We start from the raw sequence: 25923 nt of genomic DNA, 5'->3' as shown, positions 1-25923 counted from the left end.
CTTTTTTGATATCGTTAAAAAGCTTGATATTTTTGTTTAATAAGATGAGTGCATTATTTGTATTAATTGGTTTCAGTCTGTTGGTAGCCGCAGGATTTTTAATCGCGTTTATATGGTCGGTTAAAAGTGGCCAATACGAAGATGATTATACCCCATCCATTCGAATTTTATTTGACGACAAGCCTAAAAAACAAGAAGAGCCAGTGGAAGAAACAAAAGAAACACCCGATCATAAAACTAAAAATACAGAACATGGAAATTGAAAAATTCTATTACGACAACCGGATTGTAAAGTATTTTGCTTATGCCACCATCTTGTGGGGTATTATCGGAATGCTTGTAGGATTATTGGCAGCATTGCAAATGGTATGGCCGGCCCTCTCATTTGATCTTGCTTACACCACTTTCGGAAGGATCAGACCCGTGCATACCAACGCGGTAATATTTGCATTTGTAGGCAATGGAATTTTTATGGGGATTTATTATTCCCTTCAGCGCCTTACCAAAGCGCGGATGTATAGTGATATGCTTAGTTACATTCACTTCTGGGGATGGCAACTTATTATACTAGCAGCAGCAACTACACTGGTTTTAGGGTTCACAACAAGTAAGGAATATGCTGAATTGGAATGGCCCTTGGATATAGCCATCGCAATTATCTGGGTTGTTTTTGGTTGGAACATGATGGGTACCATTATCAAGAGAAGAACGGGACATATTTATGTTGCCATTTGGTTTTACATTGCCACTTTTGTTACAGTGGCGGTCCTGCATATTGTTAACTCTTTTGCAATTCCTGTTACTTTTTGGAAAAGCTATTCATTGTATGCCGGGGTTCAGGATGCGCTCGTACAATGGTGGTACGGACATAATGCAGTTGCGTTTTTCCTGACAACCCCATATTTGGGGTTGATGTATTATTTTTTACCAAAGGCTGCCAATCGCCCCATTTATTCTTATAAACTTTCAATTATCCATTTCTGGGCCTTGATTTTCTTATATATCTGGGCCGGCCCACATCACCTTTTATATTCATCCTTGCCAGATTGGACGCAAGCACTTGGGGTTGTTTTTTCAATTATGCTGATCGCACCATCGTGGGGCGGAATGCTCAATGGCTTACTTACATTGCGCGGTGCCTGGGATCGTGTTCGTGAAGACCCAATATTGAAATTTTTGGTAGTTGCCGTAACAGCTTACGGTTTATCAACTTTTGAAGGTCCTATGATGTCGTTAAAATCCGTAAACGCTATTACACACTTTACCGACTGGACCATCGCACATGTTCATATTGCTGCCTTAGGCTGGAATGGATTTATGACTTTCGGGATTATTTACTGGCTGATCCCACGCATTTTCGACACGAAACTCTACTCGAAAAAATTGGCCAATACTCACTTCTGGCTTGGCACATTAGGGATTTTATTTTATGCCATTCCACTATATTGGGGTGCAGTAACACAAGCTTTAATGTGGAAAGAATTTACAGCTGATGGGTTCCTGAAATATCCTAATTTCCTTGAAACGGTAACCCAAATTATACCAATGTACCATGCCCGAATTTTGGGAGGTACCCTATATATTTCAGGAGCTTTTCTCTTTGTATATAACATATTTAGGACTGTAAATTCGGGGAATTTTGTTAAAGAGGAAGCTGCTGAAGCTCCCGCTCGTGAAAAGATAGGCCTCAGACGCCAGCAAGGTGAAGGTTTTCATCGATGGTTGGAAAGAAGACCAATTCAATTTATGCTTCTGGCTTTATTGGCAATTCTGATTGGTGGCGTTATTGAAGTGGTACCAACTTATTTAATTAAGTCCAATATCCCAACCATTTCAAGTGTACAGCCTTATACTCCGCTTGAATTAGAAGGACGTGATATTTATGTTCGCGAGGGTTGTTATACCTGCCATTCACAAATGGTTCGACCGTTTAGGTCGGAAACAGAGCGTTATGGCGAATACTCCAAGGCTGGTGAATTTGTTTATGATCGCCCATTTCAATGGGGCTCGAAACGAACAGGACCTGATTTGGCTCGCGAAGGTGTGGTTACCGGTAAAATGTATAAACCTGCATCATGGCATTATAACCACATGAAAGATCCACAGCTTGTGAGTCCACAATCGATCATGCCCGCATATCCATGGCTCCTGACAAATGATTTGGATTTATCGGTCATCGATAAAAAGATAAGAGTAATGCAAAAACTTGGGGTACCTTATACTGAAGGGTATGCCGACATTGCAAAAGACGAACTTTTAAAACAGGCCGATGCGATTGTCGAAAATCTAAGAAACGGTGGAGTTGAAACTCAAAACAACAAAGAAATCATTGCTTTGATAGCTTACCTTCATCGTTTAGGAACAGATATCAGTAAAAAATAAGAATTATGAAAATCGTAAGTCATTATTTACAATCAATTGATGGAATCGCAATTTATCCGATTATCACCTTGATCATTTTCTTAAGTATGTTTATTACTATTACTATTTGGGCATTAAAAATCAGCAAAGAAGATATTCAGGATATGAATCAAATTCCTTTTGATGATGGCATGATTAGGGATGGGAATGAAGATGCTCATTAGAAAATTTGCTAAGGATACATATTTGACTATTGTATTGAATGAATAAGAAGAAAAACAACGAATAAAACCTTTCTTGTGTCCCTGCCTGCTGCATGCAGGTTGATACTTGAATTTTTTATCTAAAATTTTAACAGATGACAACCAATAATGAACACGAACTCGAAAAAGATGAACTAACCGGTGATGAACTTTTATCAGGTCACGATTATGATGGCATCCAAGAGTTGAACAACCCAATGCCAAAATGGTGGCTTTGGCTTTTTTATCTAACCATTGTATTTGCGGCCATTTACTATGTTCGTTACGAGGTGATGTACACCGGTATTTCGCAGGCGGAAGAATATGAAAACGAAATGAGTGAAGCAGCAAGAATCATGGATAGCCGAAGAACTAAGGTACTCGATGAAACCAACGTAGAAGTGCTGACCGATGAAGCCGGTTTAGCAGAAGGGAAAGTTATTTACGACAAACTATGTTTGGTGTGCCATCTCTCAAATGGTGAAGGTTTGGTTGGCCCAAATCTAACAGACGAATATTGGATACATGGTGGGAGCATTGGGGATATTTTTAAAATCATTAAAATTGGAAACCCATCTATGGGAATGATTTCATGGAAAGATCAATTAACACCGGTTCAAATCCAGCAAGTTGCTAGTTTTATCTATAATCTTGAAGGAACAAATCCTCCAAATCAAAAAGCAGCACAAGGCGAAAAATATGTACGTTAATCAAATTGGTCATGGTACAATTTAAACGCGATAAACCAGATGAACCCTCCTTTAGGGACCACCTCGCAACCATCGACAATAAAGGAAAACGGCTGTGGGTTTATGCAAAAAACCCAAAGGGAAAACTTACCAGTTACCGTACGATTGTTGAGGTGGTTTTATTAATATTCTTATTTGCAGGACCATTTTTAAAGATTAATGGAAATCCTGTTCTCTTACTAAATTTTATTGAACGGAAAATTATCATTTTAGGGATGCAATTTTGGCCCCAGGACTTTCATCTCTTTTTTCTGGCTATGCTTTCTCTTTTTGTTTTCATTATATTATTTACAACCACTTATGGTAGGGTTTGGTGCGGATGGACCTGTCCGCAAACTATTTTTATGGAATTTGTGTTTCGAAAAATAGAATACCTGATTGAAGGGAATACAAGAAATCAGAAAATATTAAGTGAACAGGCTTGGGGTTTTAATAGAATTTGGAGGAAAACTACAAAACATTTAATTTTTTACCTGATTTCATTTATAATTGGAAATACTTTTTTGGCCTATATTATTGGCATCGAGAATTTAAAATTAATCATACTCGGAAATCCTTTGGAGCACCTGAATGGACTGGCAGCTATGCTAATATTCTCAGGGGTTTTTTATTTCATTTTTGCGCATTTCCGCGAACAAGTCTGTACAGTTGTTTGTCCTTACGGCAGACTTCAAGGTGTATTGCTCGATAAAAATTCAATTGTAGTAGCCTATGATTATAAGCGGGGCGAACCCAAAGGTACCTTTTTCAAAGGAGAAGATCGCAAGAAGAATGACAAGGGCGATTGCATTAATTGTAAGCAATGTGTTCAGGTTTGCCCAACCGGAATCGACATCAGAAATGGGACCCAATTGGAGTGTATCAACTGCACGGCCTGCATTGATGCATGCAATAGCATGATGGATGCAGTAGAACAACCACGTGGCTTGATCCGATATGCTTCGGAAAAAATGATTGCCGAATCACAGAAATGGAAGCCAAATGCGCGTTCAATCGCATATTCTGCAGTCTTGGTGATCCTTTTGGCACTGATTGTATATTTGTTCAATACACGTACAAGTGTTGAAACGATTATTTTACGTGCCCCGGGTATGCTGTATCAGGAACAACCCGATGGCAGGATCAGTAATCTTTATAATATTAAAATGGTCAACAAAACCAATGTTGATGTGCCCATCGAAATTAGGTTATTGTCGCACAACGGAGAAATTACAATGATTGGGGATTTTACAAAAGTAAAAGCGCAAACTATTGGAGAATCTGTTTTTTTCATCAATTTCAAAAGCAATGAAATTGATAATCAGGAAACAGATATTGAGATTGGAATATTTGGCAATGGCCAAATGATCGAGCAAATAAAAACAACCTTTATCGGACCAAACAAATAAAAACATGCAAAAAAGGTTTAATTGGGGAACAGGGATTTTTATATTTTTAGTACTATTTTTTATTGCCATTTTTTCGTTTGTATATTTTGCATTCATGCAAAATAATGATCTGGTTGAAGATGATTATTATCCAAAAGAACTGACTTACGAAAAACAAATTGAAAAGCGCAAAAATTTACAAAAACTGGGCGAGGAAATTCGCTTGATTCAAAACAACAAAGAATTATGGTTTAGTTTTCCTTCAAGTCAAAAACAGAATGATATTGAAGGAGAAATATATATTTACCGGCCATCTGATGCGCGTTCGGACATGACATTCAAAATAATTCTCGACTCACTTAACTCACAAACCATTAAAGCTGACAAATTACTTAAGGGCAAGTATATTGTAAAAGTTGACTGGACCTATCAAAGCGAATCATTTTATCAGGAATTAACAATAATCTTATGATATGGAATTATTAGCAGCATTAACTTTAGGTTTGATAGGGAGTTTTCATTGTATCGGAATGTGCGGCCCCATAGCCATTGCCCTTCCCTTGACACATTCAAATTGGATATCTAAAATTTTAGGTGCATTTATTTATAATATCGGCCGGGCATTTACCTATGGCTTGATGGGGGTTTTCTTTGGTTTACTTGGCAAAGGATTTAAATTGGCAGGATTACAGCAATGGGTATCAATCGTAATGGGAGCCATCATGATCATCTCGGTCCTATTCCCAGTAGTTCTCAGAAACAGGGCACAATTGGATGGACTGATAAACAAATTAGTGAGCGGATTGAAAAAGGCATTCAGTGATCTTTTTAAAAACCATTCTTATAATTCGCTCTTTTTAATAGGATTATTGAACGGATTTCTTCCTTGTGGTCTGGTTTATATGGCCATAGCAGGTGCAGTTGCGACCGGCGAGGTATTAAATGGGGCTATGTACATGGTTATCTTCGGGTTAGGAACCCTTCCGGTGATGTTAAGTGTTTCATTAATTGGGAATATAATCAGTACACGCTTCAGAAACAGAATAAGAAAATTTATCCCGGTATTTATTGTGATCATTGGAATATTATTTATTCTTAGGGGAATGAACCTGGGCATAAAATACATCAGCCCAAAACTTAACAAGACAAATAATACCGAAATGAAAATGATGCATTAGTCAAAATACTTTATATTAATTTTACATTATAATTCAAACATAAAACATAAACAGATGAAAACTAAAAATATCATAATCATAATATTAATAGCAATTGGATTTATCACACTAAATTCATTCGGGAGGATTTCAAACACATTGAATTCAGACTCAGAAATGACAATGGGCCCTCAACAGGCTGCTGATCCGGCCGATGCAAAATACCCAAAAGGGGCAAAAATTTATAAAGAAAAATGTATCATTTGCCATATGGCCAATGGCGAAGGCATAACCGGAGCTTTTCCTCCTTTAAAAAATTCAGATTATCTTTTTAAAGACAAAGTACGTGCTGTTACTCAAACACTGAATGGCTCTCATATCCCGATGGTTGTAAATGGTGTAACCTACAATGCTCCCATGACACCTCAGGTTAATACCAAAGAAGATGCTGTTGCAGTAATAAACTACGTGCTCAATGCATGGGGAAATAAAGGTGGCACAGTTACTCTTGATGATGTAAAAAATATTGTAATCAATCCCCGCTAATAACTAATTAACATTCCACTTCTGATATCTTAGGCGAAATACCTATAGCATTAGGTTTTTAATTCATTAATTTTGCTTTTGGGTGATATGATTATGTAATTCCCATTTTGAGAATAAAAAATCATATTTGGATATAAACCATTCTGTATTATCTCAATAAAAAAATCATAATCACTTAAATATGTATCAGTTATAAACATATTTAATTATTGGCATACTGATTGACTATATTACTGAAACTATAAAATTATTGCTATGAAAAGTTTAAGGTATTTACTGGGAATTGTGATCATCATCATGTTCACACTTGGGTCTTGCAGAAAGTGGCCTGATTCGGATGAAAGTCAAACTGATTCAAAATTAATGGAAAACCTAGTGGTAGCCAAAAACTTTGATTGGAAGACTACAAAAACAGTTACCATTTCTCTTACGCTTCCTGTGAATAACCCATCAGAAGTAGTAAGAATATACACCGAAAATTTGGAGCAACTATTATATATTGGCTATGGTAACGCTACAACAAATACGGTTAGTACTACTATTACAACTCCTTCATATTTAAGTACTGCTGTCATTTATTATGGGTACAACAACAGATATGTACCTATATTACTTGGGTTCAGCAATGTTTTATCATATGATTACAATCTTGATTTAAAAAGCACAAATGCGGTTAATTGTGGATGCGAAGGGGGCTTACAAACCTTAACCATGAAATATAACGGCAGTTCTTCAGCCACGATTAAAGTTGTAGAAAATAAAAACAGTGTTGTTATATTCGAAAATACTGTGCAACCTGGCGGAACATTTAGTTTTACAGGATCAAAGAGTACCGGTAAAATGGATAAGATAATCTATTTTTATGTAAATGGAACTAAGAAATCGTCCATGCAGGTAGATTGTAAGTATAATCTTTATGTAGGTGATAATTTTGATGTTTTTAGCATTATTTCAGGAACCAGCGATAATCAAATTCCATTATGTGATGCACCAAACGAATGTGGATGCGAGGGTGGATTGGTATCATTAACTTTAAGATACACCGGCAGCACAACAGCAAATATAAAAGTAATATCAAAACAAGGTTCACAATGGGTCACCTCATTTAGTGGTATAGTTGATCCAAACGAAGAATTTACCTTTACCGGGGACGGCAATGATGGTAGGTTAAATAATTCACTTTTCATTTATGTAAATGAAAGTGAAAATACATCAATCCATACCAGTTGCTCTGTTGATATTGCAATTGGAGATACTTATGGATCTTTCAAAATTGTTAAAGGATACAACAAAAACAACTTATCGCTTTGTGGAGAAATAGAGCCGGTTGATCCGGGTGATGATCCGGGTGATGATCCGGGAAACAATAATACAACTACAACCTCTAAAGGGACACTTGCATATGAAGATCTTTGGCCATCAAAAGGTGATTATGATTTTAACGACCTCGTTATCTCCTATAATTTTGTGGTAACAAAAGATAATCAGGATCGGGTATTAAATATTGCTTCAACATTCATTGTTCATGCATTCGGAGCATCCTTTCATAATGCTTTTGGATTTCAACTACCTAATGTTAACAACAATCAAATAATAAGTGTAACAGGTCAAGACATCGCTTCAGGTGGAATCTTCTCTTTAGCGTCAAATGGGCTTGAACAGAATCAAAGTAAGGCTACGGTTATAGTTTATGACGATTCATATAGAATAATGACTCACCCCGGTTCAGGAATTGGAGTGAACACGGTTGAAAATGCACCATATGTGACTCCGGATACCATTGTTGTTAATATGGTTTTCTTTGCAAATGGTTCATTTGCAAGTGGAGGTGCCGTAAGTTATAATAATTTAAATATTGGTAATTTCAATCCGTTTATTGTAGTTAATAAAGTTCGTGGAAGAGAAGTTCATTTACCCGACTATCCTCCTACTTCACTTGCTAACAATGCATTTTTTAGTACCTTTAATGATGATAGCGATGTTGCAACAAATCGCTATTACAAATCAGAAAATAATTTACCTTGGGCAATAAATATCCCCGAAGTGTTCGAATATCCTTATGAAAAGCGTGAAATCGTACTAGCCTACTTGAAATTTGCCGAATGGGCAGAAAGTAGTGGAGCCTTGTATGATGATTGGTACTTAAATAACTCAGGATACAGGAATAGCAATTATATTTACAATCCTAATTAATAATAAGTTAAGTTTTAGAAAGCCCTTTCGCTACATGTGGAGGGGCTTTTTTTTGTCATTAAGTCAAAATCTTCTATCATTTAATTTATCTCTTTTTAATCATTGACATATGCCACACCTAATTCGTAACTTTATACCTTGAAAAAGAGAATGTTATTTGTATATAAGAGTATAATTATAATTATTTGGCTATGAAACGAGCATGTTCGATTAGCACAAACAAGGATGAAAATCTCAGCTGTGAGTTCCCTGTCTGCCGACAGGCAGGCATCCGACCAACTTGCTTGCAGCAGGCAAGTTTAATTTAAATTATTAACAGATGAAAACAATTACATACATATTGGGCTTTTCAATCATATTCATGATGAATCCCGATCCGCAAAACAAAGAAAAACATAAAAAGCTGCAGTTGGAAACCAAACAGGAGATTGATAGTGTTGAATACGATTTACTTGTATTTGAACCCGGATTTGAAACATTTCTGGCAACGTTACCCTATTCGAAAGAATTTTATGGGAACGAATATTATAAAAACTGGAATGTGCTTTATGTTTCAGAGTGGAATGCACGAGCACTCAATCCACTAAAATATGGGGATTTTTATGAGACCCAGATCGATTACCAACCCAATATTGATTATGGGATCGATTTAAATTTTAAACTCTATCAATACTTTCAATTTATTGAGAAAGAATACGGTATTATTCTAGTAAAAAGGAAATGACAAATAAATTGTCACTGGTTATATGAAATTTCATTATTGAACTCAACCAACATCCGATGGCAATACAATACCTATAATTCTGCAAATCTGCAGTATAAATACTTATTAATATCTTTAAATCCCGTACATTTTAACAAATTGTCTTCTATTTCATAATTCATTATTGCGTGCTCGGCAATCATAAATTTTATCATTAATAATGAACATTTTTTGTTTTTTATTTATAATTATTCTAAATTAGCAGCATTATTTTTTGACAAACAGTTACTTATCCTAATTACTTCATTTATGAAAATCAAAAAATCATTAAGAATATTGACTTTTATCCTACTTTTCCTATCGTTTTCAAAGTTATATGGCGAGGAACTGGGATTATATGAAAAACTAAACGATTTTTTACCACCCAATATCTCAATAATTGACGAAAGCGGAAATACCGTTCTTTTGCAAAATATCATTGATAAACCTACAGTTATATCATTTGTTTATTATGAATGTCCGGGCTTATGCAGTCCTTTATTAGAAGGGATATCACAGGTGATTAGCCGAACGAGCCTGGATTTAGGAAGCGAATATCAGGTATTGACCATCAGTTTCGACCCAAGCGAAGGAACTGAATTAGCAGTCGGGAAAAAAGCTTCATATTCAGAACTCGTGCCGAATAAAGATGTAAAAAACGGATGGAAGTATTTTACTGCCGATCATGAAAATATAGATCAGCTTTTAAACAGCTTTGGTTACAAGGTAAAAAAGGAAGGTGAAGAATATATTCATCCGGCAGCAATCATGGTAGTGAGTCCTGCAGGAAAAATCACCCGATACTTGCACGGGACTTACTTTCTGCCCTTTGATTTAAAAATGGCGATAGTTGAGGCACAGCAAGGAAAATCCGGACCTACAATAAACAAAGTCCTACAGTTTTGTTTTAGTTATGATGCAGAAGGCAAAAAATATGTTTTTAACGTAACTAAAATTTCCGGGAGTATTATTCTTCTTCTTGCCATGGCTCTATTTGGAACTTTGGTTATTCGAAATAAAAAAAACAGAACCCTAAACGCTTAATTTAAATGTCAGAAACACTATCAACCGATCTGAATTTTTTTCAGGTAAAAAAAGGACTTACTTCTTGGCTATTCTCGCTTGACCATAAACGAATTGGATTAATGTATCTGTATGCTGTCATTTTGTTCTTTCTTGTTGGAGTTGTACTCGGACTTTTAATGCGATTAGAACTCATCGCACCCGGTGAAACCATCATGAAGGCAAAAACCTACAATCAAACCTTTACATTGCATGGGGTCATCATGATCTTTTTATTTATCATCCCCAGCATCCCTGCTATTTTTGGGAATTTTTTCCTGCCTATTATGTTGGGTACCGATGATGTTGCACTTCCAAAACTAAATTTAATGTCATGGTGGCTTTATGTGATAGGAGCACTTTTCGCACTCTCAACACTTGTATTTGGAGATGGTCCTGCTGATACAGGTTGGACTTTTTATGCCCCTTATAGTGTTCAAACAAGTACCAATGTCACCATGTCGGTAATGGCCGCGTTTATTTTGGGGTTCTCCTCAATTTTAACGGGCCTAAACTTCATTGTCACGATACACCGCCTTAGAGCACCCGGTATGGGTTGGCTTCAAATGCCACTTTTTGCCTGGTCGCTTTATGCTACATCATGGATACAATTACTTGCAACCCCAATCATTGGGATTACCTTACTCATGATTGTTGCAGAGAGGACATTCGGTGTTGGTTTATTTGATCCTGCTATCGGTGGTGATCCCATCCTTTATCAGCATTTATTCTGGATTTACTCACATCCGGCAGTATACATCATGGCACTACCTGCCATGGGGATTATTTCTGAAATCATACCCACTTTTGCCAGACGAACCATTTTTGGTTATAAAGCCATTGCCTATTCAAGTATGGCCATAGCTTTTGTGGGTTATTTTGTGTGGGGGCATCACATGTTTACTTCCGGGATGAGCGGACCGGCAAGAATCATATTTTCAGTGCTCACATTCATGGTCGCAATTCCAACTGCCATAAAAGTATTCAACTGGGTAGCTACCATGTATAAAGGTTCTATCGACTTACAACCACCCATGCTTTATGCCATGGCATTTATCTTTCAATTTATGATAGGTGGCTTAACAGGACTTGTACTTGCCGCTCTTGCCGCTGATATTCATTTACACGATACGTATTTTGTAGTCGGACATTTCCATTACGTCATGTTTGGTGGAACAGGTTTTGCCATGTTTGGGGGTATGCATTATTGGTTTCCTAAAATTTGGGGAAGAATGTACAATATTAAAATTGCCAAAATTGCATTTGCCCTATTGGTTTTAGGTTTTAACATGCTGTATTTCCCAATGTTAATCCTTGGTTTGATGGGAATGCCCAGAAGATATTACGACTACTTACCTCAGTTTACAGATTTAAACGTCATATCTACGGTTGGCTCATGGATTTTGGCCATAGGGTTGATCACCATGCTTCTGAATTTAGTAAATGGGATGAGAAATGGGGCTCCTGCAGGGCGCAATCCTTGGGGATCGATTAGTTTGGAGTGGCAAACAAAGTCACCTCCCCCACTCGAGAATTTTGACAAACAGCCAGAATTGAATGAAGGCGGTCCTTATAACTACAAAAACTAAAAATACTTATGGCGCATTTTGTTCTTCCAAACTCAGGACATAATTACGACCCCGAATCTTCCAAGCTTGGAATGTGGTTATTCCTTTTTACAGAAATTCTGCTCTTCGGTGGACTCTTCATCGTTTACTTCGTTTATCGAACCATAAATGCTGATGCCTTCTTACGTGCTTCCTATGAGTTGAACATCACTATGGGAACCATCAATACCATCATATTGATCACTTCCAGTATGACGGTAGCAATGGCCATAACTGCCCTACAAAAAGGGAAAGAAAAATTTGCCATTAACCTTCTGTGGATCACCCTGCTCTTTGCAATTGCGTTTTTAATTAACAAATATTTTGAATGGAGTATAAAAATCGAACATGGCATTTTTCCAGGCATGGAACATTACAATGGATTGGAAACTGGTCAAAAATTATACTTTTTCCTATACTATTTTATGACAGGACTACATGCCTTGCATATCATCGTTGGTGCCATTTTTATCGGTTTTGTTATTAAAGGCATCCAGGAAGAAAAAGTCACTGCCAACCGTATATCCTTGCTTGAAAACAGTGGATTGTACTGGCATCTGGTTGATTTAATCTGGATTTATTTATTCCCCTTATTTTATCTGATAAATTAACGTTATGGAAGATCATACAAAAGAAAAACAGCATATTGTAAGTTATAAGGAAAATTTTGGCACCTGGTTGGGATTGATGTTACTTACTGCACTTACCGTTGCCGTTTCCGTAGTTAATGCAAGCTTGATAACATTGACGGTTGTTACAGCTCTGGTTATTGCGACTACCAAGGCAATTCTGGTAGCCTACTATTACATGCACTTAAAATTTGAGCCTAAAATATACCGGATAATGCTATTAATTATTACACTATTATTCAGCAGTTTTATGCTTTTAACCGTACTTGATTATTTATCGAGATAAAGAACCTAATAAGCAATTTAAAGAATTAAAGTATAGAAATATATGTTTTCAGAAGCATCAAATTTTGTAAAAGGAGTTGACGACTCGCTAGTAGTTATACTTGGAATTTCAATCTTTTTTCTGGTTGGTATTACTGTGGTGATGATTTATTTTGTGATTCGCTACAGTCGCAAAAGAAATCCGATAGCTACCAATATTGAGGATAACAGTAAACTTGAAATCTTATGGACCGTAATCCCCACCATACTGGTCGTTGTTATGTTTTATTATGGTTGGGCCGGATTTACACCCATGCGTAACGTACCAAAAGATGCAATGGTAGTAAAGGCTCATGGTCAAATGTGGGCATGGTCGTTCGAATATGAGAATGGTTCTCGTTCAGAAAATTTAATTGTCCCACTAAACAAACCGGTAAAACTTGAACTCATTTCAAAAGATGTGTTGCACAGTTTATATATTCCTGCATTTAGGATCAAAGAAGATGTGGTTCCCGGAAAAGAGAACTATATGTGGTTCATTCCTCAAACCGAAGGAAGTTATGACATTCTTTGTGCCGAATATTGTGGCGAACGTCATTCCTACATGCTCTCAAAATTAGAAGTCTATTCTCAGGATAAATATGATGATTGGTACGCCAACGAACTCGGCGTGAGCCGCGACCATCCCGGATTAGCACTCTTAAAGCAAAATGCCTGCATAAGCTGTCATTCAACTGATGGTTCAGCCATTATTGGCCCAACCTTCAAGGGACTTTGGGAACGCACTGAAATAGTGATGACCGATGGTGTTGAACGGGAAATTACGGTTGATCGTGACTATATCCGCAGATCATTGAATGAACCTAATGCAGATATTACCAAAGGTTTTAACCCAGGTTTGATGATTTCTTATTCAGCTAACATAAGCGATGAAGATATGGATCAGATTATTGAATACCTAAAAACACTAAAGTGAAACGATTATTAGGAATCTATCTCGAACTCAGCAAAGTTAAAATCACCTTTGCCGTTGCACTTACAACCATCACAGGTTATGTGTTGGCCAGAGGAAAATTCGATGCTGGTTTTATTGTTCCGACCATCGGGATTTTTATTCTTGCATGCGCCTCTTCAGCGCTAAATCATTATCAGGAATTTGACGCGGATAAAAAGATGATCCGAACGCGAAACAGGCCCATTCCATCCGGGCGGATCAGTTCAACCCATGCACTTTTGTTTGCATTTGTAATGACATTTATCGGATCATATTTAATTTATTACGGGTCGAATTTTTTAGGCCTTCAACTTGGATTATTAGCGATGATTTGGTACAACGCCATTTATACGCCTCTAAAGCGCAAAACTGCTTTTGCCGTTATTCCGGGTTCTGTGATTGGCTCCTTACCCCCCCTTGTTGGTTGGGTTGCCGGTGGCGGAAGTTTGACCGATCCAAGAGCATTGATGATCGCCTTTTTCTTTTTTATATGGCAGGTACCACACTTTTGGTTGCTCATGCTCAAATACGGAGAAGAATACAAAAAAGCAGGTTATCCTTCAATCACAAGTATTTATAGCCCTCAACAATTAAAAAACACCACCTTTGTTTGGACATTTGCCACAGCCATTTCAGCTTTGATGATTCCATTTTTCGGGATCAGTAAATCATTGCCTGTAACCATCGGTTTATTAATTGCAAGCATTTGGTTGATTGTAATTTTCATGAAATTATTATTGGGAAAAGAGAAAAAATTCAATCCCTTTTATTATTTTATGCGGATCAATTATTTTGTGTTGGCAGTAATGATCTTTTTAACGATTGATCACTTGATAAAGTAAAGGTCATACCTACCAATAAGCTATATATTATTTTTTTTCAATTTTCATTGCAAAAACATACTCATTATTTTTTGCATTCACTCCCCATACCAGTTTTGAGCCATCTTCATCTGGCTTAAAAAAGATTTTACAGGTTTCTTTTTCAAACACTTCAGAAATAAAAGAAATTTGTAAAGTGGAAATACCTGCAATTTCTATATTTGCCATTCTTAATCCATCAAGCGACCATTTTACATATTCAGCATTGTTTACATGCCCGTTTTCGTCGATAGCACTGAAAGGGACATTCACATCAAATATTTCCAGGCCCTCGCCAAATCGTTTTGGGTTTAATCTGCTCAACTTTTCATCGAGTGCTTTTACACCATGATCGGGTAGCTCAATTTTAAAGTCATTAATATTTATTGGTTTTCTTGAATTTAAGTCAATAGCTAGCCATTCGCTGGTTGCAGAGATCAAATGTTGATCATCCTTATCAGTAACCAAAAATTCCCGAAATCCAATCAATCTGTTATGGCCGCTTGGCCAGGTTGATATATTTATAGGTTCTGTCCATTTAGGGAATTGCATCCTCTTAATTTTTACACTGGCCAAAACCCAGGTCATATTCTTTTCTTGTAAACTATGATAACCAAAACCCAGATTTTCTGCACTAACATAAGCAGCTTCCTGAAACAACAAAAGCAGGTTATTGATTCTCAATTCGCTATTGGGCCCACATTCAAACGATTTTACAGTATGGGTTAGCTTTGTAACAAGATTCGATTTATTCATACTATCCTAAGAATTTCTATATGTTTTAACACCAAAATAATTCAGTTATTATAAATCAAAGGTCGTAAAACGATTCCAATTTTGAATTAGAAAATCGATTTAAAAGCAATCTTCAGTCAAAAAATAGAGAGGCAATGATTCATCCCTGTTTCGCTTACCGGAACAATGTCATCACCTCTCATGGAAACGAACTACAAACCTATTAACCAATTGTTGGATGTATAACAACCTATCTATTTCTTCAATAGATATGTTGATATGCTTTGAATATTTTAAAATACTACCACTTAAATCTTGGACATGATAACTTATAATTTATAAATTTTTCCTTCTTTTGGGAATCATAAACTACCCATAATTTATCTCCTTTGATGAGGAGGCCTTGCTCTCTGATGTCTTTCTTTCGCTTCGGGATATTTACATCGATCACCCTCTTATCAAAAAACGCTGAAATCGAATCCACTTCCGTATGTCCAACAATTAAGGCCTTAGTATTATAAAATGCTAATATTTGATTTAATGTAAAATGACTGATTACGTCTTTTCGTGAGTCATCTTGAATTAATCCCCGATACCATAGCACCCCTCCATTACCAAGTAAATATTGTCGGGTTTTTATGTTTTTTTCATTTTCAATATCATTATGGTACTGCCAAACAAACTTATTTATTGAATCAGCGATTAACTGCATTGCTAATAATTCGGGAGAAACACCTGCATGCATAAAAGTAAATTGATTAATTTTTATCATAACAGGTTTTTGTCGAAGCCAATGTCCAAGAACTGAGTTTTTATTAAAGAGATCGGAATAGTCAAGTCCCAGATTTTCACATAACGAGTAATATTCATCGGTAATATATCTTAAGTCATCATTAAATATCATTGGCTCATGGTTACCCAGGAGTAGATGAACTTTACCACCCGATTTTTCGGCTTGTTTCTCGAGCGAAAAAATCAACCATAAAGTTTCTGTCACTTTATTACCACGATCAAAAATGTCGCCCACAAAAACGAGATGACCTTTGCCCCAGTTCCAATTTCCATTTTTATCAATGATCTTATTGTTTTTTAAAAGATTAAAAGCCCTATCGAATTCGCCATGGATATCGCCAACGACAAATATTTTTCTTGCATCCAAATAGCTGCTTTTTGGAATCATGGTTTTATTTTGCAAATCAAAATCTTTAGGCTCAATTAAATAGCCATTAATTTTCATTGGAAATTCACTGAATGAATGTTTTTCCTGAATTAAGGTAGATTTGCGATTCAAACTATCGTGTTTCAGATAAAGTACTTCAATATTTCCGGAATTAATAATTCTAACATGTGGACCTTCATACATATCCGGAAGTTCTTTTACAAATGTTTTGGCCCCATTCTCGATCAGAAATTTTTCTATATCTGCCTTGTTCCTTTTTTTAGCATAATCTAAAGGAGTCCACCCATTACTGTCGGGATGATTAGGATCGATTCCCTGTATAATCAAAGATTTTACGACCATAATATCCCCAAATTTTACTGCTTTATGTAAGGTGTCCCTACTGAAAACTTCAGTTTTCTCTAAAAGTAAATCCATATCAAGGATTCCTTCGATATTGCCATATAATGTAACGTTTGCAATAAACAAACAAAAATATACTATCAGCATCCTCAGATTTGAAGAAATTTTATTGACAAAAATTAAAAGAATCATTTCACCAAAATTTATTATTTAACTATTTTTAAACAAAAAGAGCGCTTTACATTACTTTCTAAGAGCAATATATCAGAATCTCAGATTTACTATTTAGTAAGATTTCAGATGATAAGAACTTATTGAAATTAGAATCCAAAAACTTCAAATTACGTTCTGGGAATCATCTAATTAGAAGCACCAAAACTTTGACTATTAATTGAGGATATATGAGACTGACACATAAGAATTAATTTTATTCTTAGGGTGACAGTCTCTTTATATCTAATTTTCCTCCAAATAATTTACATTTTAATATCCGGGATTTTGTTGGTTTTTAATGTTGGGATTAGCGTCAATCTCGTATCTTGGAATTGGCAATATAGCATGAAAATAATCCCTGTTATAAGTAGTTACTTCAGCCGGAAGGTTAGAAATTTGCCAGCCACCAAGTCTGACAATGGTTTCGTTGTTCCTTAAAGCATCAAATTGTCGGTGACCTTCTCCAACCAATTCTTTTCTTCTTTCCTTGATTACCCTTTCCAGTGTAACCGTAGTCCCGACAACAGTTTTAGCCGGATTTGCCCTTTTTACAATGGCATCCAGATAAGTGACTGCTTTAGCATTATTGCCGGTTTTAACAGCAGCCTCGGCAGCATTTAAATAAGCTTCAGAAAGACGTAAAACAGGAATATTAGCGTTTCTTACATCCGTATCTGGCCCCGTGTATTTAAGCAAATAAATTTTTCTGGTTTTGTTGAATGAACTGCTTGAAGTTTCCAGCTTGGTAATTGAATGTCTGACATCCTGAGAATCTTCTTCAAGCAAAGTCAGAAAATCACTGGTTAAAACGATATCATTATACCCTCCTCTAAACATTAAATAAGCGATACCTTCATTTCCGGTTCTATCACTTATTGTGTTTATTACCTCGAACAATACTTCGGGTGTAAACCTGCTTTTCCATGCTGCACTAGATGAACCATATTCAGCATTGGTCCATAGTCTGTATCCGTTCGCCTGCGCCCCTGTAATTGCTTCTTCGGCCTGGGTCAGCGCATTGGCATTATCTCCCTTGTATAAATAAACCCTGCTTAATAATGTTTTGGCTGCCCATCTGTTAATCTTCCCATCATTTTTGGTCGCTTTCAATAAAGGGATAGCCGTAGTTAAATCACTGATAATTTGAGTATAACATTCGGCAACGGTGTTTCTGGTCGGTTGGTAATCAGGTGTAACTGGTTGTGTAACAATACATGCGCCCAAAGAAGCTCCATTATCTTTTGTATATGTAGCACCATAAACCCTGGTAACATCGAACAAAGCAAGTGCCCTAACAGCCAGAGCCTGTCCTTTAAGATCATCTCTTTGGGCCGCTTCTGTTGGGGTTACCGACAAGCCATCAATTTGCGACAGTATGTTATTCGCATTTCTCATTATCCGGTACGGTAGTGCCCATAAAGAAGTATACACATTATCGGGAGTAGTATACATCATATAATAGGCAGATGATCTTTTATTGGTACCTGTTGCCTGCATATCATCACCTGTTACATCGGCATAATATTGCATTCGGGCTCCATAATATTCATTACTCTGAAATGTTGAATAAATGCCATTGATGGCATAATCGGCATCCAGAATGTTTTTTATCGCTTCGTTCGAAAGTACCTGTGTGGTTGGTTTTAAATCAACCCAATCTTTACTACAAGAGATGAAGATTAAAGGTACTGTAATTAATATATATAATATTTTTTTCATAGTTTATAGGTGTTAAAAGTTTACGTCTATTCCAAAAGTCACAGTTTTCAACTGGGGTGTTTGCCAGGCCATTACACCGTCACTACCAACCTCAGGATCGTACATTTTCCATTTTGCCAAGGTCCAAATATTAGATGCGGAAGCAAAAATCCTTATCTTTTCCAATTTCAAATAATCAGTTACTTTGCTTGGAAGTGTAATTCCCAAACTGATATTTTTCAATCGGATATGATCGGTGCTATGAATCCTACGTGAGTTGGAATATCCATCTGCCATGTCCCATTTATTATTTGCGATGTAAATTCCATAGATAGACTCATCACCCGGTTTTCTCCATCGGTCGCTGTAATAAGTTGGGATATTTGCATGCAAACCATTGGTGGTTCCTTCTTTATCCAATTTGCCTGCTGCTGCATCATACGAATGCCCCCCAAGAGAATAGGTAAAAGTAAACCCGAAGTCAATAAATTTGTATTTAAAGTTATTTGTGAAACCACCTATTAATTTTGGTTCAGCACTTTCCAGCGGAATCGCATTTACGGTATTCAACTCTTTTGTTGTTTCTTTTACATAGTTTCCGTTTGCATCGATGGTATTGGTATAAAACATGGTTCTTCCATCAGTTGGGTCAATCCCTGCAAATTCTCTTAAATAAAAGGTATAATATGGCTTACCAACCATTCTGATCTGAGTTCCACTTATGATTGATTGCTGTACACCATCTAAAACCAAAATTTCATTTTTGTTATGCGAAATATTGAAACTAGAGGTCCAGTTAAGGTCCTTCTTATTGATAATGGTGGAAACCAACTCCAATTCGAAACCTCTGTTTCGCATTTCCCCAATATTGCTTAGGATGGAACTGAATCCTGTTGAAAGAGAAACAGGTTCGTTCATCAACAGGTCCTTCGTTAATCGGTTATAGTATTCAAAAGAAACCCTTACTTTATCATAGATGCTAAAATCGAGACCAATATTAGTATTATAATTAGTTTCCCATTTAAGGTTACTGTTTAAAAATTGTGTTTCAACAATACCGGGTAATGCATTATATTCGGCACCATAAGATGATAAACCCATATAATCATAATAACCTGATGGCAAGGTACCATTCACACCATAAGATGCCCTTAATTTAACTTCCGGAAAGATATCCGTTAATCCTTCCATAAAGGATTCGTCGGAAACCCTCCATGCACCTGATAATGACCAGAAGTTACCCCAACGGCTTTCGGGAGCTAAACGGGAACTACCATCACGCCTGAAACTGGCTCCGGCATAATACCTTCCTTTATAGTCATAATTGACCCTTGAAACATAAGATAACATTCTATACCCATTAGCTGAACCGTCAACACTTCGAACAACAGAGAAATTGTCCAGTTCTACCATATTCCAGTTTGCCAGATTTTCTTTTGATCCGTAAAGAAAGTCTCTGGTAAAATCAGTAATTTCATATGCTACCAAAGCATCTAAATTGTGATCTTTATTGATGGTTTTAACATATTGCATGCTATTGGACCAAACCGTACTTCTTCGGTCGTAAACTGATTTACTCAGGGTACCAAGATTAGCAGGATACGATGATAAGGGGTGTGTAAAGTATTTTCCTTTAATCATATTAAAATCATAGCTAAGTGATGATTTAAAATCCAAGCCCTGCATGATATTGTAATTTGCATATACAGTATTGAATGCGCGCATTACATTTTCAATCTGGTAATTTAAATCGGCATAGGCTTTAGGATTTCGCCCTGTTCCATTTCGGGGGAATTCATAAGCATAACTCCCATCTTCTAAAAACGGAACATCTCTTGAAGTTACGGAATTGAATGTTGAATAAAATGGCCCTATGTAAGTGGTTCCTTCTGTATTAGTACTTTGCTCAACACTTGAGAACAATAAATTTGTACCAATGCTTAGCCTTTTAGAAGCTTCAAAACTAAGATTCAAACGACCTGAGATTCGCTTCATATAACCCATCACTGAAATACCCTCCTGATCGGTATATCCCAGAGATGAGAAGTATTTTATTTTATCTGTACCTCCACTAACCGAAACCTCATTATTGGTATACTGGCCCTTTCTGAAAAGGATGCTTTTCCAATCGGTCCATTCTCCGGTCCAGGGTAGCTTGGCATATCTATCAATATTGGCATCGGCATATGCCTGGGCTGCAGTTTGATCCATTGCTTTATAATAAATTCCCTCATTAACCAAGCCTTCATAAATTGTTTCCCTTCGTTCTTGCCCACCCATGAAAGGTCTGTAATCGGTTGCAAAATCAGAAAAACCGATCTCGGATTTAAAATTGACTTTTGCAGCTCCCGAAATACCTTTCTTTGTAGTAATGATGATGACACCATTTGCTGCCCTTGATCCATAAAGAGACGCTGCTGCTGCATCTTTAATTACCGAAATACTCTCGATGCTTGAAGAGCTAATCGTTGAAAGGATATCTAAACCAGAATGTGTACCTAAGGATGACAAATTCCCTGATATAACAGGAACTCCATCAATAACATACAATGGATCATTAGATGCATTGAATGATCCAATCCCACGAATTCTAATTTGGGTTGACGCACCCGGCTGGCCGGAAGAATTGGTTACCTGAACTCCTGATGCAGATCCTTGCAGAAGGGTTCCGATACTTGAAACAGGTACATCTGAAAGTTTATCCATTTTAATGATGCTTGCTGAACCTGCATAAGCCTCCTTTTTAATAATCCCATAGCCTGTTACGATTACTTCTTCCAAACTAAAATTGTCTTCCTCCATCATAATTTCCAATGGAGTTCCATTGGCATTTATCGGTACCTCCAAGGATTTCATCCCAATAAATGTTATTCGGAGAATAGCATTTTCACCTGAAACTGCCAGGGTAAACTTCCCGTCAATATTCGAAGTCGTTCCATTTAACGGAACACCCTTCTCTATAATAGTGGCACCAGGTAGTGCTAATTTGTCGAAAGCAGAAATAATGGTCCCGGTTACAACAATCTTTTGTTGAGAGGTCATCGGATTTAGGCTTTCATCTTCCATAAATGAAGATTCTCCATACGTTGTAGATGAGGCAGAGACCTGAATTGACAGTAGAAAGACTGCCAAAGTCAATAGCCATGCTGAATGGCATAATTTTATCGCCCCTTTTCTAAACGAAAAGCTTTGATAAGTCAATCTTTTCTTCATACTTTTTGATTTTTTAGGTTAGTGATTAAAAATTGATGAGTAATATTTTCTTCATCTTTTTGGGTTTAGGTATAGATCTTCATAAGCAGTGCTGCATTAATGCATTAAACAGCCTGTTAAACAAATTATGACCAATTTCGTAAAGTAATGATAGGATGTACAGAAATGCTTAGATACAAAAACAATAACTGATCAAAATCACATAGCTACAATTTAGATACATCATTTTTCATCATGCTGTCATACAGCAATATAAGTGTAATAAAATAAAAACTCCACGCCACAAGCGGATGAGGTATCCTAACGGGACTAAATTTCTTCCTCGCCACAAGCCCGCCTGCGGCCGGCAGGTGGCGAGGAACCTGACTGCCGTCAGGCAAGTTATTATCCAAATAATCCTTCGACATACTATTAGTTTAGCAAATAATTTTGCTTTTCAAAATTATTGTCCTACTGATTTAAATAATCTTTAGAATTTACTTAAAAATGAGGCCAGATTTTCGGAAGTATTTGCAATTCCAAGCTTTTTTCTAAGCCGTGTTCTGGCAACCGTGAGCGAATGTAAGGATTGATGGGTAATATTTGAGATTTCTTTTGTTGAGAGGTTTAGTCTGAGAAAAGCACTTAAACGCTTCTCATTTGATGTCAGATCAGGGAATTGCCTTCCCAATGAGTTGAAATAGTCCGGATGAACTTGTAAAAAGGTGTACTCAAATTCTTCCCATAAATGGGTATCGGAATGGAACCTCAGATCTTTCAAGGTTTCTTTTAATTCTTTTGCGCTCTCTGTCGGGTTCACGATTACCTTTCTTAAACGATTACTAATATCATTTATAAGTTCATTTTTTTCAGCAAGGTGAATGGCTTTACTTACTAATTCTTTATTTTTGAAATCAACTTCTGACTGCAATTGTTTTTTATCCAACTCGAGGTTTTTCTGTTCCAGATTTTTTCGCTTAAGCTTTATACTTTGGTTCTTGTAAATTAATATGAGAAAAAGAATAGAGAACAACAGAATGGCAAAGCCGACACTTCTATAAAGCTTCTTTTTTTGCTCCAATAATAAAAGCGTGTTTCTTTCTTTTTCAAAAACATACTCCATTTCCATTTGTTCAATCCTAAGTAAAGTTTCGTTGTTTAATATACTATCCCTTATATTATCATACGATTTATGGAATGAGATAGCTTTTTGATAGTCGGAATTCTCTTCATATAAATCACTTAAACTTTTTAAAACATTCTTTACAGTCTCAAGTATTCCAAGAATTTTTGAAAGCTTAAGCGCTTTTTCATAATATTCAATTGCCAGGGGATAATCTCCTTTTTTAAAATAAAAATCTCCATAGGCCTGCATTGCTATTGCAATCCCTTTTTTATCATTTAATAGCAATGCGGTTTCATATCGCTTTTCATTGTAAATAAATGCAGAATCTAATTGATTCATATCAAGATACACCTTACCAATATTACCATAATTTGTAGCTACTTCTGAATCAAGTTTTAAGGACAAGTTTATTGCTAGGCTTTTCTGATAATGTTTTAAAGCCAATTCATTGTCCTTCATCCTTGCATATACAATGCCAATATTATTGTATGAGGCAGCTATACTTGATGTATTCTCTAATTCTTCATTGATTTTTAGTCCGTTAAAATAGTAGAAAAGTGATTTTTCATATTCACCTTTGTATTTATAAATACTGCCCATCACTCTGTAAATTAAGGCAATTCCTGCTTTGTCATCCAAAGCCTCAAAAGCTTTGAGCCCTGCCAGACAACTCTCGGTTGCTTTTTCGTAATTCCCAATTGTCTTATAAATGCTCCCGATACGATAATGAAGCATGGCAATATCTTCTTCCTTTTCTAATTCATTATAAAGTTTGATTGCCTCCAGATAACAATTCAAAGCTTGAGTATATTCAAAATTATTATACAGAAAATAACCCTTTGTGTTTAATGCGTGGGCAATATCCTCTTTACTATTTTTTTCCCTTGCCAAGGTTAAAGCTTCGTCCGACAATTCAAATGATTTTTGGGGATCTTGCAACCTCAATTCATAGGCCATCTGGTTGATTATCCTGATTCTTTGATCAACATCCATAGTTTGATACAAATCACGATTCAAGGAGTCAAAAGCTTCTGTTTGAGCCTGCAAAGGACTCTCATCAATGAGCCCAATTAAAAAACAAGCCAAAATCTTTAAGCATTTTCTCATCACCATATGTTTTTTGATCATAAAATTAATCTTTTAAGTCATAAATACAATAGGCTGCATTGATCAAATATTCTCGTTAAGGGTTATATTAGCTTTATTATCTTGCCTCATAATCATTGTGAATAGAAATGAATATAGTGATCATCTCCATTTCCGGATATCATGAAAACATCCTTAAATATGACTGAAAACACTTCGATATGAACCTATATTCATTATCCCAGAGGGGGTTTTCGCATTTCCTTCTTCTTTGCCAGCATCTTTTTCCCTTCTATTCGTTTTTCTTTTGAAGCCCGGGTGGGTTTTGATGGAATTCTTTTATTAGTAGGTTTGAGTGCCCGTGAAATGGTTTTATAGAATTTTTCAATACAAAGTTTCTTATTACCTAATTGGGTTCTTTCAACTTGCGAAACAATAATCAGCTCAAATTCAAGAGTAAGTTTATGTGCAAGTTTATCAAGCAAGATTTGCTTTTCCGATTCAGTAAGGATAATTGATTTGGGAATTGAAAACCTGAGTTCAACTTTGGTATTTACTTTATTAACATTTTGTCCTCCGGCACCACTGCTTCTTGAAGTGCTGAACACAAATTCATTGCTGAAATCCCTATTTTCAAGATAATTCATTTTTTAGTCATTCAGTGGACAAACAATAGTCATTCAATTGTATTAGTTCATGTTAAATACTATCGATCATTCTAGAACACATCATTGCAATAACACCCAAATACATTAACACGTAAACACATTAACACTTAAACACATAAACACGCGAACACATAACTTAAAGTTCTTCATACCGCTTATCTGTAATTAACATCTTACCCGGCACATGCGTAATGGCAAAAGGCAATTTTGCATTTTTAATGGCCAATTGAGGCGTTACCCCACAAGCCCAAAAAACAGGAATTTCACCTTCGCGAACTTCAACTGAATCTCCATAATCAGGTTTGGATAAATCACTTATTCCTATTGCTTTCGGATCTCCGCAATGCAAAGGTGCCCCATGCGCTTTTTGAAATTTTGAGGTTATTTGAATCGCCCGATCAACATTTTCAAGTTTTATCGGACGCATGGAAACCACATAATTTGAAGCGAAATATTTGCTTGGCTTTGCCTTAATATTGCTTTGATACATCGAAACATTTTTATTCATTTCAATATTTCTAATATTGATCCCACTTTCGATTAAAGCATCTTCAAATGAAAAAGAGCAACCCAAAATAAAAGTAACAAAATCATCTCGCCAATAATGCTTGATATCACTTACAGTTTCATTTAATTTCCCATTGATGAAAATATGATATTCGGGTACATCTGTTCGGATATCGATATCTTCACCCAAATCATTTATTTGATAAGCACCTGCTTTTGAAACGCTGAGAAGCGGACATGGTTGAGGATTATACAGGCAGAACTGATGAAAATCGTTGGCATATTTCTCAGGCAGGATTACCAAATTCCCCTGAACATATCCCTTGCAATATCCACTGGTATTGCCCGTAAAATCACTATTTCGGATTTTTAGTCGAAGTTGTGCCGGTTTAAGGTTATTCAT

At 36.3% G+C, this 25923-nt stretch carries 23 protein-coding genes; 16 read left to right on the top strand and 7 right to left on the bottom strand.

All coding sequences use genetic code 11. The features are described 5' to 3' along the window. Nucleotides 1-44 precede the first annotated feature (44 nt). The 16 genes from ccoS (at nt 45) to KKG99_00280 (ending at nt 14755) form a co-directional block, all read left to right on the top strand. Complete coding sequence (ccoS, locus tag KKG99_00355) at nt 45-263, top strand: cbb3-type cytochrome oxidase assembly protein CcoS (protein ID MBU1011427.1); 219 nt, start codon at nt 45-47, stop codon at nt 261-263. Further along, on the top strand, nt 253-2382 hold the full coding sequence (gene ccoN / locus KKG99_00350; GenBank protein ID MBU1011426.1) for a cytochrome-c oxidase, cbb3-type subunit I: 2130 nt from the start codon (nt 253-255) through the stop codon (nt 2380-2382). Before ccoS ends, ccoN begins: the two co-directional genes overlap by 11 nt. Nucleotides 2383-2387: 5 nt before the next feature. After that, on the top strand, nt 2388-2585 hold the full coding sequence (locus tag KKG99_00345) for a CcoQ/FixQ family Cbb3-type cytochrome c oxidase assembly chaperone (GenBank protein MBU1011425.1): 198 nt from the start codon (nt 2388-2390) through the stop codon (nt 2583-2585). Nucleotides 2586-2719: 134 nt separating this feature from the next. After that, complete coding sequence (locus KKG99_00340; protein MBU1011424.1) at nt 2720-3313, top strand: c-type cytochrome; 594 nt, start codon at nt 2720-2722, stop codon at nt 3311-3313. Nucleotides 3314-3324: 11 nt separating this feature from the next. Further along, nucleotides 3325-4740, top strand: coding sequence for a cytochrome c oxidase accessory protein CcoG (gene ccoG, locus KKG99_00335; protein ID MBU1011423.1), 1416 nt, complete (start codon nt 3325-3327; stop codon nt 4738-4740). A 4-nt stretch (nt 4741-4744) separates the two neighbouring features. Next, the gene (locus KKG99_00330) at nt 4745-5191 is read left to right on the top strand and encodes a FixH family protein (protein ID MBU1011422.1); all 447 of its coding nucleotides are present in this window, start codon (nt 4745-4747) and stop codon (nt 5189-5191) included. 1 nt (nt 5192) lies between these two features. Continuing rightward, nucleotides 5193-5897 carry a sulfite exporter TauE/SafE family protein gene (locus tag KKG99_00325; protein ID MBU1011421.1) on the top strand — a complete coding sequence of 235 codons (705 nt, stop codon included), beginning with the start codon at nt 5193-5195 and terminating at the stop codon, nt 5895-5897. A 156-nt stretch (nt 5898-6053) separates the two neighbouring features. Beyond that, nucleotides 6054-6422, top strand: a complete 369-nt coding sequence (locus KKG99_00320) for a cytochrome c (protein MBU1011420.1) — start codon at nt 6054-6056, stop codon at nt 6420-6422. 255 nt (nt 6423-6677) lie between these two features. Next, nucleotides 6678-8615: an LruC domain-containing protein gene (locus tag KKG99_00315; GenBank protein ID MBU1011419.1), complete on the top strand. Its 1938-nt coding sequence runs from the start codon at nt 6678-6680 to the stop codon at nt 8613-8615. A gap of 319 nt (nt 8616-8934) precedes the next feature. Further along, complete coding sequence (locus KKG99_00310; GenBank protein ID MBU1011418.1) at nt 8935-9339, top strand: hypothetical protein; 405 nt, start codon at nt 8935-8937, stop codon at nt 9337-9339. Nucleotides 9340-9627: 288 nt separating this feature from the next. After that, nucleotides 9628-10401: an SCO family protein gene (locus KKG99_00305; protein MBU1011417.1), complete on the top strand. Its 774-nt coding sequence runs from the start codon at nt 9628-9630 to the stop codon at nt 10399-10401. A 5-nt stretch (nt 10402-10406) separates the two neighbouring features. Next, nucleotides 10407-12008, top strand: a complete 1602-nt coding sequence (gene ctaD / locus KKG99_00300; protein MBU1011416.1) for a cytochrome c oxidase subunit I — start codon at nt 10407-10409, stop codon at nt 12006-12008. Nucleotides 12009-12016: 8 nt separating this feature from the next. After that, nucleotides 12017-12637: a cytochrome c oxidase subunit 3 family protein gene (locus KKG99_00295; protein MBU1011415.1), complete on the top strand. Its 621-nt coding sequence runs from the start codon at nt 12017-12019 to the stop codon at nt 12635-12637. Between the two features lie 4 nt (nt 12638-12641). Next, the gene (locus KKG99_00290; GenBank protein ID MBU1011414.1) at nt 12642-12941 is read left to right on the top strand and encodes a cytochrome C oxidase subunit IV family protein; all 300 of its coding nucleotides are present in this window, start codon (nt 12642-12644) and stop codon (nt 12939-12941) included. Nucleotides 12942-12983: 42 nt separating this feature from the next. After that, nucleotides 12984-13895: a cytochrome c oxidase subunit II gene (gene coxB, locus KKG99_00285; GenBank protein MBU1011413.1), complete on the top strand. Its 912-nt coding sequence runs from the start codon at nt 12984-12986 to the stop codon at nt 13893-13895. Next, nucleotides 13892-14755, top strand: coding sequence for a protoheme IX farnesyltransferase (locus tag KKG99_00280; GenBank protein MBU1011412.1), 864 nt, complete (start codon nt 13892-13894; stop codon nt 14753-14755). The genes coxB and KKG99_00280 overlap by 4 nt, the downstream gene beginning before the upstream one ends. 27 nt (nt 14756-14782) lie before the next feature. Here KKG99_00280 and KKG99_00275 read toward each other — a convergent pair whose 3' ends face one another. From KKG99_00275 to KKG99_00245, 7 genes are all read right to left on the bottom strand, one after another. Next, nucleotides 14783-15529 (bottom strand): hypothetical protein, encoded by a 747-nt coding sequence (locus KKG99_00275; GenBank protein ID MBU1011411.1) that lies wholly within the window; start codon nt 15527-15529, stop codon nt 14783-14785. A gap of 280 nt (nt 15530-15809) precedes the next feature. After that, entirely contained in the window at nt 15810-17222 is a 1413-nt protein-coding gene (locus KKG99_00270; protein ID MBU1011410.1) for a metallophosphoesterase, read from the bottom strand. Nucleotides 17223-17513: 291 nt separating this feature from the next. Further along, nucleotides 17514-18962 carry a RagB/SusD family nutrient uptake outer membrane protein gene (locus KKG99_00265; GenBank protein MBU1011409.1) on the bottom strand — a complete coding sequence of 483 codons (1449 nt, stop codon included), beginning with the start codon at nt 18960-18962 and terminating at the stop codon, nt 17514-17516. A 12-nt stretch (nt 18963-18974) separates the two neighbouring features. Then, a complete protein-coding gene (locus KKG99_00260) occupies nt 18975-22154 on the bottom strand; it encodes a TonB-dependent receptor (GenBank protein MBU1011408.1) in 3180 nt (1059 codons plus the stop codon). A 469-nt stretch (nt 22155-22623) separates the two neighbouring features. Continuing rightward, nucleotides 22624-24387, bottom strand: coding sequence for a tetratricopeptide repeat protein (locus tag KKG99_00255; protein ID MBU1011407.1), 1764 nt, complete (start codon nt 24385-24387; stop codon nt 22624-22626). Between the two features lie 194 nt (nt 24388-24581). After that, nucleotides 24582-24992 carry an aminoacyl-tRNA hydrolase gene (gene arfB, locus KKG99_00250; protein ID MBU1011406.1) on the bottom strand — a complete coding sequence of 137 codons (411 nt, stop codon included), beginning with the start codon at nt 24990-24992 and terminating at the stop codon, nt 24582-24584. A 157-nt stretch (nt 24993-25149) separates the two neighbouring features. Then, nucleotides 25150-25923, bottom strand: coding sequence for a putative hydro-lyase (locus KKG99_00245; GenBank protein MBU1011405.1), 774 nt, complete (start codon nt 25921-25923; stop codon nt 25150-25152).

This window comes from Bacteroidota bacterium (assembly GCA_018816945.1).
In the GTDB taxonomy this organism is placed as follows: Bacteria; Bacteroidota; Bacteroidia; order Bacteroidales.
The sequence above is the reverse complement of the archived record's forward strand: the minus strand, read 5'-3'. Positions and strand labels throughout refer to the sequence as shown.

Coding starts and splice junctions, on each gene's coding strand:
- KKG99_00290 (MBU1011414.1), top strand. CDS start 12,642: ATGGAAGATCATACAAAAGAAAAACAGCATATTGTAAGTTATAAGGAA.
- KKG99_00305 (MBU1011417.1), top strand. CDS start 9,628: ATGAAAATCAAAAAATCATTAAGAATATTGACTTTTATCCTACTTTTC.
- KKG99_00325 (MBU1011421.1), top strand. CDS start 5,193: ATGGAATTATTAGCAGCATTAACTTTAGGTTTGATAGGGAGTTTTCAT.
- KKG99_00265 (MBU1011409.1), bottom strand. CDS start 18,962: ATGAAAAAAATATTATATATATTAATTACAGTACCTTTAATCTTCATC.
- KKG99_00310 (MBU1011418.1), top strand. CDS start 8,935: ATGAAAACAATTACATACATATTGGGCTTTTCAATCATATTCATGATG.
- KKG99_00320 (MBU1011420.1), top strand. CDS start 6,054: ATGACAATGGGCCCTCAACAGGCTGCTGATCCGGCCGATGCAAAATAC.
- KKG99_00330 (MBU1011422.1), top strand. CDS start 4,745: ATGCAAAAAAGGTTTAATTGGGGAACAGGGATTTTTATATTTTTAGTA.
- KKG99_00295 (MBU1011415.1), top strand. CDS start 12,017: ATGGCGCATTTTGTTCTTCCAAACTCAGGACATAATTACGACCCCGAA.
- KKG99_00315 (MBU1011419.1), top strand. CDS start 6,678: ATGAAAAGTTTAAGGTATTTACTGGGAATTGTGATCATCATCATGTTC.
- KKG99_00340 (MBU1011424.1), top strand. CDS start 2,720: ATGACAACCAATAATGAACACGAACTCGAAAAAGATGAACTAACCGGT.
- ccoG (MBU1011423.1), top strand. CDS start 3,325: ATGGTACAATTTAAACGCGATAAACCAGATGAACCCTCCTTTAGGGAC.
- KKG99_00345 (MBU1011425.1), top strand. CDS start 2,388: ATGAAAATCGTAAGTCATTATTTACAATCAATTGATGGAATCGCAATT.
- ctaD (MBU1011416.1), top strand. CDS start 10,407: ATGTCAGAAACACTATCAACCGATCTGAATTTTTTTCAGGTAAAAAAA.
- arfB (MBU1011406.1), bottom strand. CDS start 24,992: ATGAATTATCTTGAAAATAGGGATTTCAGCAATGAATTTGTGTTCAGC.
- ccoS (MBU1011427.1), top strand. CDS start 45: ATGAGTGCATTATTTGTATTAATTGGTTTCAGTCTGTTGGTAGCCGCA.
- KKG99_00270 (MBU1011410.1), bottom strand. CDS start 17,222: ATGATTCTTTTAATTTTTGTCAATAAAATTTCTTCAAATCTGAGGATG.
- KKG99_00260 (MBU1011408.1), bottom strand. CDS start 22,154: ATGAAGAAAAGATTGACTTATCAAAGCTTTTCGTTTAGAAAAGGGGCG.
- ccoN (MBU1011426.1), top strand. CDS start 253: ATGGAAATTGAAAAATTCTATTACGACAACCGGATTGTAAAGTATTTT.
- coxB (MBU1011413.1), top strand. CDS start 12,984: ATGTTTTCAGAAGCATCAAATTTTGTAAAAGGAGTTGACGACTCGCTA.
- KKG99_00275 (MBU1011411.1), bottom strand. CDS start 15,529: ATGAATAAATCGAATCTTGTTACAAAGCTAACCCATACTGTAAAATCG.
- KKG99_00245 (MBU1011405.1), bottom strand. CDS start 25,923: ATGAATAACCTTAAACCGGCACAACTTCGACTAAAAATCCGAAATAGT.
- KKG99_00255 (MBU1011407.1), bottom strand. CDS start 24,387: ATGATCAAAAAACATATGGTGATGAGAAAATGCTTAAAGATTTTGGCT.